At 71.8% G+C, this 14405-nt stretch carries 17 protein-coding genes; 2 read left to right on the top strand and 15 right to left on the bottom strand.

The features are described from left to right. Positions 1-3: 3 nt before the first annotated feature. Positions 4-1098, bottom strand: coding sequence for a beta-N-acetylhexosaminidase (gene nagZ / locus ACIRDX_RS15165; RefSeq protein WP_396626279.1), 1095 nt, complete (start codon positions 1096-1098; stop codon positions 4-6). Positions 1099-1160: 62 nt separating this feature from the next. On the opposite strand from nagZ, the gene polX reads away from it, so the two are divergent. Next, positions 1161-2885 (top strand): DNA polymerase/3'-5' exonuclease PolX, encoded by a 1725-nt coding sequence (polX, locus tag ACIRDX_RS15160; protein WP_396626278.1) that lies wholly within the window; start codon positions 1161-1163, stop codon positions 2883-2885. Beyond that, the gene (locus ACIRDX_RS15155; RefSeq protein ID WP_396626277.1) at positions 2882-3145 is read left to right on the top strand and encodes a hypothetical protein; all 264 of its coding nucleotides are present in this window, start codon (positions 2882-2884) and stop codon (positions 3143-3145) included. The genes polX and ACIRDX_RS15155 overlap by 4 nt, the downstream gene beginning before the upstream one ends. A gap of 62 nt (positions 3146-3207) precedes the next feature. Here the strand turns inward: ACIRDX_RS15155 and ACIRDX_RS15150 are convergent, their stop codons facing one another. From ACIRDX_RS15150 to ACIRDX_RS15085, 14 genes are all read right to left on the bottom strand, one after another. Then, positions 3208-4011 (bottom strand): hypothetical protein, encoded by an 804-nt coding sequence (locus ACIRDX_RS15150; RefSeq protein WP_396626276.1) that lies wholly within the window; start codon positions 4009-4011, stop codon positions 3208-3210. A 6-nt stretch (positions 4012-4017) separates the two neighbouring features. Continuing rightward, entirely contained in the window at positions 4018-4827 is an 810-nt protein-coding gene (locus tag ACIRDX_RS15145) for a helix-turn-helix domain-containing protein (RefSeq protein WP_396626275.1), read from the bottom strand. Further along, positions 4824-5489, bottom strand: coding sequence for a thiamine phosphate synthase (locus ACIRDX_RS15140; RefSeq protein WP_396626274.1), 666 nt, complete (start codon positions 5487-5489; stop codon positions 4824-4826). The genes ACIRDX_RS15145 and ACIRDX_RS15140 overlap by 4 nt, the downstream gene beginning before the upstream one ends. A 3-nt stretch (positions 5490-5492) precedes the next feature. Continuing rightward, positions 5493-5723 carry a hypothetical protein gene (locus tag ACIRDX_RS15135; RefSeq protein ID WP_396626273.1) on the bottom strand — a complete coding sequence of 77 codons (231 nt, stop codon included), beginning with the start codon at positions 5721-5723 and terminating at the stop codon, positions 5493-5495. A 20-nt stretch (positions 5724-5743) separates the two neighbouring features. Beyond that, positions 5744-9106, bottom strand: a complete 3363-nt coding sequence (locus ACIRDX_RS15130; RefSeq protein WP_396626272.1) for a tetratricopeptide repeat protein — start codon at positions 9104-9106, stop codon at positions 5744-5746. Beyond that, the gene (locus tag ACIRDX_RS15125; protein ID WP_396626271.1) at positions 9103-9774 is read right to left on the bottom strand and encodes a ribonuclease HII; all 672 of its coding nucleotides are present in this window, start codon (positions 9772-9774) and stop codon (positions 9103-9105) included. The genes ACIRDX_RS15130 and ACIRDX_RS15125 overlap by 4 nt, the downstream gene beginning before the upstream one ends. Before the next feature lie 86 nt (positions 9775-9860). Next, complete coding sequence (gene rplS, locus ACIRDX_RS15120; protein ID WP_396626270.1) at positions 9861-10220, bottom strand: 50S ribosomal protein L19; 360 nt, start codon at positions 10218-10220, stop codon at positions 9861-9863. After that, positions 10217-10954 (bottom strand): tRNA (guanosine(37)-N1)-methyltransferase TrmD, encoded by a 738-nt coding sequence (trmD, locus tag ACIRDX_RS15115; protein ID WP_396626269.1) that lies wholly within the window; start codon positions 10952-10954, stop codon positions 10217-10219. The genes rplS and trmD overlap by 4 nt, the downstream gene beginning before the upstream one ends. Further along, entirely contained in the window at positions 10875-11525 is a 651-nt protein-coding gene (gene rimM / locus ACIRDX_RS15110) for a ribosome maturation factor RimM (RefSeq protein ID WP_396626268.1), read from the bottom strand. Before rimM ends, trmD begins: the two co-directional genes overlap by 80 nt. Positions 11526-11532: 7 nt before the next feature. Further along, positions 11533-11787, bottom strand: a complete 255-nt coding sequence (locus ACIRDX_RS15105) for a KH domain-containing protein (RefSeq protein ID WP_396626267.1) — start codon at positions 11785-11787, stop codon at positions 11533-11535. After that, a complete protein-coding gene (gene rpsP, locus ACIRDX_RS15100; RefSeq protein WP_396626266.1) occupies positions 11788-12057 on the bottom strand; it encodes a 30S ribosomal protein S16 in 270 nt (89 codons plus the stop codon). Positions 12058-12108: 51 nt separating this feature from the next. Continuing rightward, on the bottom strand, positions 12109-13485 hold the full coding sequence (gene ffh / locus ACIRDX_RS15095; protein WP_396626265.1) for a signal recognition particle protein: 1377 nt from the start codon (positions 13483-13485) through the stop codon (positions 12109-12111). Between the two features lie 198 nt (positions 13486-13683). Next, positions 13684-13974 carry a hypothetical protein gene (locus ACIRDX_RS15090; RefSeq protein ID WP_396626264.1) on the bottom strand — a complete coding sequence of 97 codons (291 nt, stop codon included), beginning with the start codon at positions 13972-13974 and terminating at the stop codon, positions 13684-13686. A gap of 113 nt (positions 13975-14087) precedes the next feature. Then, positions 14088-14405: GTP cyclohydrolase (locus ACIRDX_RS15085; protein ID WP_396626263.1), on the bottom strand; the 318-nt coding region annotated here is incomplete at its 5' end.

Genomic DNA, 14405 nt, shown 5'->3' with positions numbered 1-14405 from the left:
GGTTCACGCGAACTGTCGCATCTGCTCGGCGACCAGCGCGTGCTCGGCCGAGCCGATCACCTCGCGCAACGTAGGAGCGGCCGGCGCCCGACGCCGAGCCTCCTCCGACAGGTAGCGGGCCTTCAACGCGCGGTGCCGCAGGAGCGCGTCGTCGAGGCGCGTGAACTTGATCGAACCGTCCTCCACCGCGCGAACCATGCCCTCGAGCGCCGCCGCAACGCGGTCGACGTCGCCACCACACTGCAAGACCCCATCGCATCCGGCGGCGACGGCACGCGAGGCGGCCTCGCCTGGCGACATCCGCAGCGAGATGGCCTTCATGTCCATGTCGTCGGTCAGCACGAGCCCGCCGAAACCGAGCTGCCCGCGCAACCGCCCGGTGATGACGTCGTGCGAGAGCGTGGCGGGGTTCTGCTCGTCGAGGCTCGGCACCAGGAGGTGACACGACATCACGGCGTCGACGCCGGCCGCGATCGCGGCGCGGAACGGCACCCATTCGACGTGCTCGAGCCGGTCGGGCGACACGTCCACCACCGGCAGGTCCTCGTGGGAGTCGACCGAGGCCTCGCCGTGGCCCGGGAAGTGCTTGGCGCACGCCGGCAGGCCTTCGCGCTGCAGGGCCTCGATGAACGCCACCCCATGTTTCGCGACGCGCGCCACGTCATCGGAGATGGCGCGGTCGCCGATCGCCGGGTTGTCCTTGCGCGTGAGCACGTCGAGCACGGGCGCGAAGTCGAAGGTAATCCCCATCGCGCGCAGTTCGCGCCCCAGCGCCCGGGCGAAGCGGCCGGTGAGCTGCACGTCGTCGGCGCGGCCCAGCGTTGCCGGAGCCGGCCATACCGTGAGCGGCGCCTTGACGCGCTGGACGCGACCGCCCTCCTGGTCGATGGCCACCCACACCGGGCTCGAGGTCGAGAGCTCCCGCGCCTCGCGCGCCAGGTCGGCCACCTGTGCCGGCTCGGCCACGTTGCGCGCGAACAGCACGACGCCGCCGAGGTCGAACTCGCGCGCCAGCGATCGCAGCTCCACCGGAATCGTGTGCCCGCGGAATCCCGCGAACATCAGCTGCCCCACTTCGCGTCGTCGTTCGCGGCTCATGACGCGGTCATTATAATGGCCGGGATCCTGCGCACGGGACGCACCTCCCGCCAGACCTGCCCGTGGAAAACGTCGCCATCGCCCGCGTCCTCGCCGAGATCGGCGACCTGCTCGAGATCAAGGGCGAGAACCCCTTCAAGGTCCGCGCGTATCGCAACGCGTCCCAGGTGATCCGCGACAACGCGGAGCGGGTGGCGGCGCTCACGCCCGCCGACGTGCGCGCACTCCCCGGCATCGGCAAGGACATCGCGGCCCGCATCGGCGAACTGGTCGAGACCGGCGGATGCACGTATCACCGTGAACTTGCCGCCGAGTTTCCCGCCGGGCTGCTCGACGTGCTGCGCCTGCAGGGCGTCGGGCCGAAGACCACGGCCCTGCTCTACCGGGAACTCCGCGTCGGCTCGGTGGCGGAACTGCGTCAGGCGCTCGACGCCGGCGCCGTGCGCGGCATCAAGGGCATGGGGCCCGGCAAGGAAGCGGCGCTCCGCAAGGCCATCGAGGACCACGAGGCGTTCGCCGGGCGCTACCTCGCGTCGGAGGTCTGGCAACAGGCCTCGGCCCTGCTCGCGCACCTGCGTGCGGCCTGCCCGGGCGCGCAGTTCGACCTGGTGGGCAGCCTGCGGCGCGGCGCCGAGACCTGCGGCGACCTCGATGTACTCGCCACCGACGCGCCGCCCGAGGTGATGGATCACTTCGTCGCGTTCCCGCGCGTCGAACGCGTGCTCGGGCAGGGGCCCACCAAGACGAGTGTTCGTCTCGGCAAGGGCCTGCAGGCCGACCTGCGCCTGGTGCCCACCGAATCGCGCGGCGCCGCGTTGCAATACTTCACCGGCAGCAAGGCGCACAACATCGAGCTGCGCGATCGCGCGGTGCGCAAGGGCTACAAGCTCAACGAGTACGGCCTGTTCCGCGTCGACGACGAGACGCGCGTTGCCGGGGAGACAGAGGCGGGCATCTACGAGGCGTTGGGACTGCCGTGGATCGCGCCGGAGCTGCGCGAGCAGCGGGGCGAGTTCGACGCAGCCCGCGACGGGCGCCTGCCGCCCCTGGTGGAACGCGCCGACCTGCGCGGCGACCTGCATTGCCACACCACCGCGACCGACGGCAAGGACACGATCCGCGCGATGGCCCTGGCGGCACGCGACGCCGGCCTGACGTACCTCGCGATCACCGACCACAGCCAGGCGCTCGCGATGGCCAACGGCCTCGACGAACGACGCGCCCTCGCGCACGCCGCCGAGGTGTGGGCGCTCAACGACGAACTCGACGGCATCACGCTGCTGGCCGGCATCGAGTGCGACATCCGTCCGGACGGCACGATGGATCTGGCCGACGACTGCCTCGCGCAGCTCGACCTCGTCGTCGCCTCGGTGCACTCGTCGCTCACGCAGGAGCCGGCACGCATGACCGAGCGCGTGCTGCGCGCGCTCGAGTGCCCGTGGGTGGACATCCTCGGCCATCCCACCGGACGCATGCTGCTGCGGCGCGAGGCGTCGGCGCTCGACGTGGAAGCGGTGATCGCCGCCGCGGCGCGACTCGGCGTGGCACTCGAGATCAACGGGCAGCCGCACCGCCGCGACCTGCACGACGCACACGCCCGGCTGGCCCGCGATCGCGGCGTGAAGATCGTACTCTCGAGCGACGCGCACGGCGTCGGCGGATTCGAGCACCTGCACTGGGCCACCTTCACCGCGCGTCGCGCCTGGCTCACGCCACACGACGTGCTCACCTGCCAACCGCTCGACGCGCTCCGCGCCTCGTTGCGGCGCCACCGGAGTCAGGCATGACCGCCCTCGAGAAGCTGCGCGCGCTGTACTTCAAGGCGACCCAGGCCACCATCCAGGACGACTTCGTCGCCGCCATCGACCTCTTCAAGGAGATGACCGAGGAGGCAGACCGCGAGAAGGCAGCCGTGTTCATGGAAGGCATCGCGGAGATGCGCCGCGAATGGGCCGGCGGGCGCCCCGAAGGCGGCGGCAAGAAGTCGGCCGCGCAGAAGGCCGCCGGCAAGAAGCCCGCCCCGAAGAAGCCAGGCGTCAAGCGCTAAGCGTCCGGCGTTCGGTGTTCGGCGCTGGCCGCTAAGCGTTAGGCGTTAAGCGTTAATGTGCCCTACTCCCGCCGCGACTGCATCACGGCGAGTTGCTTGCGGGCTGCGAGCCTGATGCTCTCGGGCACGTTCCGGTCGACCGACAGCCCCTTGATGTCGCGCTCGACCAGCCGCATCAGCAGCGGCAGCGACACCGCCGTCGGCGTGCGGGGATTCTTCACGAGCGCCGCCACCACGCTGTAGCTCTTGGTCCAGCTCCGGCTCGTGCCGATGATGCGGAGCACCTCGTCGGACACGTTCTGCATGCGGGCGAAGTTCTCGACCTCGGTGTCGGTGAGCTTCGGGCTGGCCAGCACCGCCGTCGCGACGATGCGGTTCGGGTCGCGCACGAGGATGGCGCGCTGCTCGCGACGCCCGAGGGTCGCCAGCTTGATCTTCTCCGGCACGGGCAGCGACGTGAGGAGTTGGTGGGCCTCCTCCTCGTCCTCCGGCAGGTCATCGTGCCCGGAGAGGTCGCCGGCCTCGACGTCGATGGTCGCCTCGGGCACGGCCGGGAGCGGCGCGAGTGGGGGCGAATCGTCGCCCGGCGCCGGACCACGACGCGCAAGGAACCACGCACGCAATGGCGCAGGCACCTCGCCACGTGAGAGGAAGTCGTCCACAGCGTGGGCGGGAAGGCCGTCGATGGTCGCGCAGGCCATGCGCGCGACCTCTGGATCCGGGTCGCCGGTGAGGAGGGCCAGGAGGGCCAGGCGATCGAGCGCGTCGGTGGTGGCCAGGCCCCGGGCGGCCAGCGCCCGCACCTCGCGCGGCACGCCGTCCTTGAGGAAGACCTCGACGAGCGGCGACGCGACGCCGAGGAACACGGGGGCCTAGGGCTCCTGGAACTGCGCGGCCGTGGCCGGCACGATGGTCGCGCGGGCCACGCGGCCCGCCGCGCCCAGCGACTTGCCGGGGCGTCCGTTCAGTTCGTAGGCGAAACTGCCCGCGTCGCCGACGACAATCTGCAGTCGCTCGCTCGCGTCGATGCTCACGGCCTCTCCCGCAGCCACCTCGCGCGCGACGCGCACGGTGCCGTCGGCCGACACCTGCACCCAGCAGCGGCCCTTGGGCGTGACCACGAGACGCAGCGGCGCCTTGGGAGCCTCGGGCACCGGCGAGGGCTCGACCGGCGCACCCAGCGACGCGGTGGTCGCGGCCGCCACGGGCGCCGGGGCCGGCGGCTCGGGCGTCGGCGCAGCAGGCGTCGGCGTCGCGGCCGGCGGCGTGGTCGTGAGGGCGACCTCCTGCGCCGGCGGCGCCGGCGACTCGAGGCCCAGCCACTCGGGCTTCAACAGGTAGGCCAGCAGCAGCGCCAGCGCGACGAGCGCCACGCCGCCCAGCAGGATCGTGCTCACGCTGGCGCCGTCGGACTCGACCGGCACCACCTCGTCGATCGCATCGTCGCGCTGCCCGGGCTCGTCGGCGAGGAACTGCGTCACGAGCGCATCAGGCTCGAGCCCGACCTGCGCCGCGTACGAGCGGATGAACCCCCGCGTGAAGATGCCACCGGGCAACTTGTCGTACTGGTTCTTCTCGATGGCATCGAGGAAGCGCACCGAGATGTTGGTCTTCTCTGCAATCGCGTGCAGCGTGACCTTCTGGCGCTCCCGTGCCTCTCGCAACCGCTCGCCAACCGTCACTCTGCCCGCTCCACGTCTTGAAACACCGCATGAACCTCCCGGACGAGCCGCTCCAGCGCGTCCGTACCGTCTCGCCAGGCCTCGACGAACACGTCGATGCCGGCCATTCCGCTCGCGCCAGCGGCGCGTGCCGTGGCGCAGCGCGCCAGCGTGACACCGCCGACGGCCACCACCGGCACGCACGCCGACGCCACCCAGGCGCTCAGGCCGTCCACGCCGGCGACGGGCGCGCCCATCGGCTTGGACCCCGACGCCCACACCGTGCCGAAGAGCGCGTAGTCGGCGCCCTCGGCGATCCCGGCCCCATCGCTCGCGTGGACCGATCGTCCGATGACCCAGTCGGCGGGCACCACCGGCCGCAACCGCAGGGCCGACACGCCTGCCCCGCGCAGGTGCACCCCGTGCGCCTGCGCCGCCAGCGCGACATGTGCGCGCTCATTCAGGAGCAGCCGGCACGCCGTGCCCCGCACGGCGACAACGGCCTCGCGAGCGAGCGACACCAGCCGACCGTCGGGCCACTCGCGCTCGCGCACCTGAATCGCGTCGACGCCCGCGCCCGCGAGGGCCGCGACGTACCGCACGACCTGCCGCTGCTCATCGTCGGGGCCACGCCCGCCCAGCCGGGGCTGATGCGTAATCGCCAGCGTACGCGGCGCCCACATCGCTCAGGCGCGCGGCGTCGCCGCGCCTCGCGACAGCATCATGCCGATCTCGATCAGCGCCCCCGCGACACTGACGATGCCCACGCCCGACACCGCCCCGCGCACGTACGGGTGCGTGATCCACGACGCCACCGACGGCGCCAGGGCGGCGAAGTAGTTGCGGTCCCAGAACGCCGTCCAGGGCGCCAGGATGAGCAGCAGGCCCGCTTCGAGCAGGTACAAGGCCAGCAGCACGCGACTGAACAGGGAAACGACTAGCCTCCGGCATCGACGCGCAGCAGCCGATCGAGCCGCGCGCGTGCATCACGATAGTCCTCGACCTGCGACAACAGGTCCAGCAGCACCCCGAGGGCACGATCGCTTTCCCCGAGCGCCTCGAGCGACTCGGCCAGATCGTACAGCACCGGGCGCTTCACCGCAGCATCCGGCACGGGGGCCATGGCCGCCTGTTCGTACCAGGAGACGGCCTCCTGCAGTTGACCGCGAGACTTGTGAAGCTCGGCCAGGGCGAGCGTGGCGCCGAAGCGCGTCCGCGGCTCGAGCGACGCACGCTCGAAGGCCCGCGCGGCTTCGGACGCGAGCCCGGCGGCGAGGAACACCCGACCGGCCGCCAGTTGCTGCTCGGCCACGCCCCGGTCATCCGCCTGCCGCTGCAGGTCGTCGAAGACCGCGTCCAGTTCGGTGGCCCCCTCGTTGGGCGAGGGGTGGGGCAACTCCGGCAGCAGGTCGTCGTGGTGCGTGTCGTCGACCACGGCCTGCGGCTCGGCCGCCGGGCCGTCGGGGACGGCGGGCTCGACCGTGGCGATCGGCGCGGGCGGCGCGGGAGGCTGCGGGGGCACGAACGCGCCCTCGCGGGCCGCGCGGGGCACCATGTCGGGCAGGACAGTGTCGAATTGCCGCAGTTCCTCGAGCAACTGTGTGAGGTCGATTTCCTCCTCGACCAGCGGCACGGGCTCGGCCTCCGGCGCGCCCACGGACTCGATCTGCGGCAACGCGTCGTCTGCCGGCCAGATGGCGGCGTCTGCTGCGGGAGGCACGGTGGCCGGCGGGGGCGCAGCCACGGGGCTCTCGGCGGCAAGGGCGTCCGGCGCGGGCTCGAGGACCATCCGTTCAGGGGCTGTTGGCCCCACCGAATTGTCGGCCGGGGCTGCCTCCGGAGCCGGGATGCCGAGCCGCGAGCGTTCCCAGCGCGCGGGCAGCTCCTCCGCAAACACGTAGTCGTCCTCGGGCGCATGCCCACGCGGGCGGGGCGGCGCATCCGGCGAGTCCGACAGCCAGGCCGACGGCATCTCGAAGGACGGCTGCAAGGGGGCCGCTTCGTCGAGGACAGGCTGGAGCTGTGCCAGCGTCGCGAAAGGCGATGTGTCGACGTCGGGCCCAGACCCCGCCGGCGTTGCCGGTGGCGGGGTGGGCGACGTGGGCTCCACGACTGCGGGGGGCGCCGCGACCGTCGGCGGCGCGGCGGGTGGCCGCGACACCGGGACGTCGGGGGGAGGCGCCGCGGCCACCGCCACGGGCTCGGCCTGCGGCTCCACTACCTCGACAGGCGGCTGCGTCACGGGCGCCGGAGCCACGGGGCGAGCGACCGGAGCCACGGGTTCGACTCGGGGCGCTGCCACCGGCTCGGGCATTGCCGCGGCGACGCCATCGACGTCGCGGCCCAGAATCGCGGCCCAGTCGAAGGCGGCCGCGGCGGCTGGGCTCGGCGGCGGGGTCGGTTCGGGCGGCGCCACGCGCGCGACGTCGATGGCGGCGATGACCGGGCCTTCCGGTGGCCACATGGTCTCGACCACCGGCGCCACGGCGTCGGCGACCGGCGCGATCGAGCAGTCCTCGGCAGCGTCACCCACGGGGACGCCCTGACTGTCGGTCCGATCGTCGACATGCCATGCGAGACCATCGTCGAGCGATGCGCCGTGCGCTGGCGTCGAGAGGTCGCCCCACGGACTCGCCTCCCCCTCGGGAACGGCGACGTCGGTCGGTTCCGACCAGGTCGGTGCCGGGGCCTCCTGGGCCGCCAGCAGCGCGTCGACGTCCAGCATCGCGATCGACGAATCACCGGTGTCGAGAAACGACGAGTCCTGCGGCGAGGTCCCGCGCACCTCGGTCTCCAGCGGCACCTGCAAGGGCGGCAGGTAGCCGTAGTCCTCAACGGGGGCCTGCCAGGCGTCGGCCGGCACGAGCGGCGCGGCGGGGACTTCGACCGCGAAGAAGGCGTCGGTCTCGTCGAGCGAATCGCTCGGCGGCGTCAGCAGGTCGACGAGCACCCGATGCGGGTCGGGGTGTCCCTGCCGGTCGAGGATGTCGAGCAACAGGGCGCGGTGAGGCTCCTCCCCCGCCTCGCGGAGGAAGAGGTCCTCGGCGACGGCCCGCGCCTCGACGAAGCGCTGCTCGGCGACGTAGGCGAGGGCGAGGCCGCGCTGGGCGCGCGACAGGCCGGGCAGCCCCGCGTCGACGCAGATCTCGACCCATTGCAGGTGCATGGCCGTGGTGAGGAGTCCGAGCGACTCACCGTGCTCGAGCGCGAGCACCGCATGACCGGGCTGGCCGGCCGCGGTCCACGCCGACACGGCAGCCCCGAGGACCGCGCGAGCCGCGCCGGGGTGGCGTGCCGCCAGCGGGACGCAGGGCGCGAGCACGTGCTCGGGGGGCGCTCCGGCATGCACGCGTCCGGCCACGAGCCGCTGCAACGCGTCGGGGCGCGCGCGGCGAAAGGCCAGTTCGACCAGGACGGTGAGCGAGGTGGTCTCGGACGCGTCAAGCGACTCCCCGAGGCGTTCCGCCGCCGCGAGATCGCCGCGGTCGAGCGCCGCCTGCACGAGTCGCAGTCGAACGGCGACGTCCTGGGGATCGACGTCGAGCACGGCCTGCCAACGCGCGTCGGCGTCGGCGGCCTGCGCCGCATCGGCGGACTCCGCCTCTCGTCGCAGGCGCGCCAGGCGCGCCTCGACCGTCTCTGGCGGAGGCGCCGGAGGCGGCGTGACGACAGGAGGCGGTGCGACCGGGGGCGGGGCGATGGACGATGCAGCCTCGGGCTCCCCTCCTGCCCAGAGCTCCGGTCGCGCGTGGCGAGTGAAGCCCTGAGCCGGAGCGGCCGGGGGCTGAATGGGAGCGACGGGCGCCTCCGGCGGCGCGGACGAGGCGTAGGCGGGCGGACGCACCGGCGGCGCCGGGGGCCCGGCGGGCGCGAACTCGATCGCCGCCAGGCGCTCGCGTGCGGCCGCGGCCCCCGCGGCGTCGCCCCGCCGCTGGCGGAGCTCGGCGACCCGCTGGAACGCGACCCGGGCGTCGGCCTTCAGCTTCAGTTCGAGCGACACTTCGGCCAGTTGCCAGAGCGCGTGGTCGTCGGACGGCTCGAGCTTGAGGACCTTCTTGTAGAGCGCGGCGGCCTTCGAGTGGAAGCCCTCGGCGAAGAGATGGTTCCCCCACCGTGCGAACTGCTGTGCGGCGGACTCGCGCTGCCCGGCGCGCTCGAGGAGGTCGGCGAGCAGCTTGACGAGGCCCCAGTCGACCGGCTCGAGATGAGCCAGTTCCTGGTACTGCGCAATGGCCTCGTCGACGCGACCCTGGCGGAGCGCCTTCTCCGCCTGACGCGTCAGTTCCTCGCGGGTGTTCATCGGCCGTCGGTCTCGTCGTACTCGTCGTCCACCAGCAGGTCCAACAGGGTGGCAGGCCGGAAGCTGCGCCGGTGGGCGTCGCTCAGTCCGTGCACCCTGATCGCGGCCAGGTGCTCTGCCGTGCCGTATCCCTTGTGCCGCGCGAACCCGTAGCGCGGGTCCTCGCGATCGAGCGCCACCATGAAGCGGTCGCGCGTCACTTTCGCCACGATCGATGCCGCGGCGATGCAGGCGCACCGCTGGTCACCCTTCACGAGGCCCTGATGGGGCACCGCGAGGCCGGGGATGGCAAAGCCGTCCGCAAGCACGTAATCGGCCGCGGGCGCCAAACCCACTACTGCCTCCCGCATGGCCGCGAGGGACGCCTTGTGGATGTTGAGGGAATCGATGTCGGCGGGGGGCCGAGACACGACGCACCAGGCCACGGCCCGGCGCAGGATCGCGTCGTGGAGGCGCTCGCGCGCCTCAGGAGAGAGGAGCTTGGAGTCGCGCAGGCCCGGGATGGGCCTGTCGGGGTCGAGGATGACGGCCGCGGCCGTCACCGGACCGGCGAGGCACCCCCGCCCCACCTCGTCGACGCCGGCCACGCACAGGTGACCGGCGCGCCGGAGCGCGTTCTCGAGGGTGCGTCGGGCGGTCGGACGCCCGAGGGTACGTCGCGCAGCCATGACCGGGCCGAACGGCGAAGGGCGGAGAACCGGCCCTGCCTCAGTGGAGGGAGGGCCCGTGGTCCCACCGCGGCCCGCAGGCGGGACTAGGCCTGCGGGGTGACCTTGCGGGTCGCTTCCTTCATGCGGGCCGCCTTGCCGCGCAGGCCGCGCAGGAAGTACAGCTTGGCGCGGCGGACCTTCGCCGTGCGCACGACCTCGATCTTGTCGATGACCGGCGAGTGCAGCGGGAAGATGCGCTCGACGCCCTGGCCGAACGACACCTTGCGCACCGTGATGGAGGCGCGCGTGCTGCCGCGGTGCATCCCGATGATGAGGCCCTCGAAGACCTGGATGCGCTCCTTGTCGCCCTCGCGCACCTTCACGTGCACGCGGACGGTGTCGCCGGACTTGACCGCGGGGCGCTGGGTGAGCTGGGCGGCTTCGATGGTCTCGATGGGGGTCATGACTTTGCTCCGTTCCTCTCGCCAGCCGTCCACGCGGCCAGCCATGTTCGCTCTTCGTCGGTCAGCGCCGCGTCTGCCAGCAGGTCCGGTCGCCGTTCGTACGTGCGCCGCAGGGCCTGCTGGCGTCGCCAGCGGTCGATCTCACCGTGATGCCCCGACAGCAGCACCGCGGGTACGTCCAGGCCACCGAAACTCGCCGGCCTCGTGTAGTGCGGGTAGTCCAGCAACCCGCGCGTGAAGGAGTCGCGCACCACCGACTCCGCATCCCCGACGACCCCGGGCACCAAGCGCGCCACGGCGTCGACGATGACGAGCGCGGCTAGCTCGCCGCCCGAGAGCACGTAGTCGCCGATGGAGACCTCCTCGGTCACCAGGCCCGCGCTCACCCGCTCGTCCACTCCCTCGTACCGCCCGCACAGGAACACCAGGTGCGCCCGTCGGCTGTACTCCTCGGCCACCGCCTGCGTGAAGCGGCGCCCTTGCGGCGAGGGCAGCACCACCGCATCCGGCGCGCCGCGGGCCTCCCGCAGGTGCTCCACCGCCCGGAAGATCGGCTCGGGCTTGAGCACCATGCCCGGACCGCCGCCGAACGGCGTGTCGTCGACCACCTTGTGGCGGTCGGTCGTGAAGTCCCGCAGGTCGTGGACCTGCAGGTCAATCAGTCCGCTGGCCACCCCCCGCCCCAGGACGCCGTCCTGCAGGCCGGCCCGCACCATGGCGGGAAAGATGGTCACGATGTCGATGCGCACGCCGCTTCGGCCCCGGGGTGTTGAGATCGAGCAGCCCGTCCGGCGGCCGCACCACGATCAGGTCCGGTCGCAACACCGGGCACATCGCCGGCGTGAGCGGCACCTGCACTTCTTCCGCGCCACGCTGCACCACGAGCATGCCGGACCCGCCATTGGGCTCGACACGAATCACCTGGCCCACCTCGTCGCCCGCCTCGGTCCTCACCGGCGCGCCCACGTACTGGTACCAGTAGTACTCGCCCTCCGGCAGCGGCGCGAGTGCCGCCTCCGGAATGCGGAGGTCGCTGCGCCCGAGCGCCTCGACCGCCTCGATCGAGTCGTAGCCCCGGAACCCGACCAGCGGCTTGCCGGCGTGCACCCGGGACCTGTCGATCTCGAGCGTCACCACCTCGGCGCCTCGGCGGGCCTGGAGCGTGGCGCCCTCGGCAAACCGGAGCTCCGGAAAATCGGTCTCCGACTGCACGAGCACCTCGCCGCGCAACCCGTGCGACCTGGAGATGCGCCCGACGAGGACCATATCCTCCCAGGCCTGCCCGCCCTCGCCCTGACTGCCCACGGATCGATCAGCGCCGCGGGGCGCCGTCGCGGAACTCGACCTGCACCTTGCGGCTGGTGCGGTCGCCGGTGGCCTGCGCCAGCGTGCGGAGGGCCTGCGCCGTGCGGCCCTGCCGCCCGATCAGCCGCCCGAGCTCGCCCGGCGCCATGAACACCTCGACCACGGACACGCCGCGGTGCTCGGCCTCGGTGACCGTCACCTGCGCAGGGTCGTCGGCCAGCGCACGGGCGACGACCTCCACGAGTGCGCGTACGTCGCCCATCTACGCCGTCGCGACGGGCGCGGCCTCGACGGCCACGGCCGGATGCCGCTTCACCAGCGTGCGCACCGAGTCGGACGCCTGCGCGCCGACGCCGAGCCAGTAGTTCAGGCGCTCGCGGTCGATCACGAACGTCTCCGGCGCCTGGCGCGGGTTGTAGTGACCGAGGATCTCCACGAAGGCGCCCTCACGGGCATTGCGCGCGTCGATGACGACGATCCGGTAGTACGGGGACTTCTTGGCGCCCTGGCGGCGCAGCCGAATGGTAACCATGTGCTCTCTCATTACGGCGCGGTCGGAGACCGGCCCTACCCAACAACCTGCCTACCGCAGCGTGCGCTGCGCCTGCATGGCGGCCTTCATCATGCCGAACTGCTTGCGCAGCTTGCCGCCACCCTTCCCGCCCGCCAGCCCACCCATCATCTTCATCATCTTCTTCATCTCGAGAAACTGCTTGATGAGACGATTGACCTCCTCCACGGACCGGCCGCTGCCACGCGCGATGCGCTTGCGACGGCTCCCGTTGAGGAGCTGATGGTTCCGGCGTTCCCGGGGCGTCATCGACAGGATGATGGCTTCCACGTGCGCCATCTGCTTGCCGTCGACCTTCCCCGCCAGTTGCTGCTTCACCTGCCCCATGCCCGGCAGCATGCCGAGCAGGTTCTCGAGCGGCCCCATCTTCTTGATGGTCTGCAGCTGCTCGGCGAAATCCTCGAGCGTGAAGTCGTTCTCGAGGAGCTTCTGTTCCAGCTTCGCGGCGTCTTCCTGCGTGACGACCGACTCGGCCTTCTCGATGAGCGACAGCACGTCGCCCATGCCCAGCACGCGCGACACCACGCGATCGGGGTGGAACGGCTCGAGATCCTCCAGCCGCTCGCCACTGCCCGTGAACGCGATGGGCACGCCCACCACCGACACCACCGACAGCGCCGCACCACCGCGCGCGTCGCCGTCCATCTTCGACAGCACGACGCCGGTCACGCCCACGCGGCGGTTGAACTCGCCGGCGCTCTTGATGGCGTCCTGCCCGGTCATCGCGTCGGCGACGTACAGCTGGTCGGTCGGGTTGACCGCCGCCTTGATCGCCTCGAGCTCCACCATGAGCTCGTCGTCGATGTGCAGCCGGCCCGCGGTGTCGACGATGATCGTGTCGTACCCGAGGGTCCGCGCTTCCTGCATCGCGCCAGACGCGCGCGACACCGGATCCAGATTCCCCGCCGGATCGTGCGCCCGCACGCCGGCCTGCTTCGCCACCACGTTCAGCTGCTCGATCGCGGCCGGACGACGGACGTCCGTGGACACGACGATCGGGTGCTTGCCCTGCTTCACCAGCCACTTGGCCAACTTGCCGGTGGTGGTGGTCTTGCCCGAGCCCTGCAGCCCGAGCATCAGGATCACGCGCGGCATGGCGCCCGAGGGCGGCAGTCCGCCCTGCGAGTCGCCGAACAACGCCAGCATCTCGTCGCGCACGATGCGCACGACCTGCTGCCCGGGGCTGAGGCTCTTGAGAACCTCGGCATCCACGGCGCGGTCGCGCACCTTGTCGACGAACGCCTTGACGACCTTGAAGTTGACGTCGGCCTCGAGCAGCGCCATGCGGATTTCCCGCAGGGCCACTTCCACCGTCTCCGGCGTCAGGCGCACCTCTCTCCCGAGGTTGGCGAAGACGTCCTGGAGGCGATTGCTGAGCGAGTCGAACATCACACACGTCCACCCGGACCGCGTAGCGGCCCTGTGGCAAACGCCGAGTGTAGCACGATTTACGCGTGAACCTGGTAATTCAGCGATGCCGCGATGCCGGGAATGCCGAACGACAAAAAGGCAAAAGGCCGCAGAGCGAAGGCCGGCCGCAAACCCAGCCGCACCCCGGTGACCGGTGACCGTGCCCGACTCCCGTTCCTACGGCACCGGCGTCGCCAGGAAGGTCGTGCCGGCCGGGGTGCCGGGAATGTACGCGGTGCGCTCCACGACGAGGGGCACCGGCGGGGCGGCGCCGACGGGAAGGCTCTCTACCAGGGCGCTGTACCGGTCGGGTCCGAGGGCCGGCCAGAGGTCGGTGGGCCTCACGGCCGTCAGGCCGGGCGGCAGGGTGAGCACCCGCTCAGCGGCCCCGACGCCGTCCTTGGAGAACATCGTGATTTTCGCCAGACCTTCGATCCACCAGGTCGGGCACCGCACCTGCGTTGGCAAGCGCTCGCATCATCTCCTGCGAGTGCCGAGGTGCCCCGCCGTGCTGACAATGTGCGACATTCCCGGCATCGCAGCATCGACGGCATTCTCAAGGGCGTGTGGCCGCGGCGCGGCTACACGCCCTTGAGCGTGTGGCCGAGCTTGGCCTTCTTCGTCTTGAGGTACTTCAGCGTGTGCTCGCCGGCGGGAATCTCCAGCGGCAGCGTCGTCGTGACCGACAGGCCGTAGCCCTCGAGGCCGACGAACTTGCGGGGATTGTTGGTGAGGAGCCGCATCGAGCGGACGCCGAGGTGACGGAGGATCTGCGCGCCGATCCCGTAGTCGCGCTGGTCGGCCTTGAAGCCGAGCTTCTCGTTGGCCTCGACGGTGTCGAGCCCCTGGTCCTGCAGGGCGTACGCGCGGATCTTGTTCGCGAGGCCGATGCCGCGGCC

Origin of the sequence: Luteitalea sp. (assembly GCF_044337415.1) — a bacterium.
Lineage (GTDB): Bacteria > Acidobacteriota > Vicinamibacteria > Vicinamibacterales > Vicinamibacteraceae > Luteitalea.
The sequence above is the reverse complement of the archived record's forward strand: the minus strand, read 5'-3'. Positions and strand labels throughout refer to the sequence as shown.

Bases quoted from the DNA above. Each gene is read 5' to 3' on its own strand.
- nagZ (WP_396626279.1), bottom strand. From the start codon at position 1,098: ATGAGCCGCGAACGACGACGCGAAGTGGGGCAGCTGATGTTCGCGGGA.
- ACIRDX_RS15155 (WP_396626277.1), top strand. From the start codon at position 2,882: ATGACCGCCCTCGAGAAGCTGCGCGCGCTGTACTTCAAGGCGACCCAG.
- ACIRDX_RS15140 (WP_396626274.1), bottom strand. From the start codon at position 5,489: ATGTGGGCGCCGCGTACGCTGGCGATTACGCATCAGCCCCGGCTGGGC.
- ACIRDX_RS15130 (WP_396626272.1), bottom strand. From the start codon at position 9,106: ATGAACACCCGCGAGGAACTGACGCGTCAGGCGGAGAAGGCGCTCCGC.
- ACIRDX_RS15125 (WP_396626271.1), bottom strand. From the start codon at position 9,774: ATGGCTGCGCGACGTACCCTCGGGCGTCCGACCGCCCGACGCACCCTC.
- rplS (WP_396626270.1), bottom strand. From the start codon at position 10,220: ATGACCCCCATCGAGACCATCGAAGCCGCCCAGCTCACCCAGCGCCCC.
- ACIRDX_RS15105 (WP_396626267.1), bottom strand. From the start codon at position 11,787: ATGGGCGACGTACGCGCACTCGTGGAGGTCGTCGCCCGTGCGCTGGCC.
- rpsP (WP_396626266.1), bottom strand. From the start codon at position 12,057: ATGGTTACCATTCGGCTGCGCCGCCAGGGCGCCAAGAAGTCCCCGTAC.
- ffh (WP_396626265.1), bottom strand. From the start codon at position 13,485: ATGTTCGACTCGCTCAGCAATCGCCTCCAGGACGTCTTCGCCAACCTC.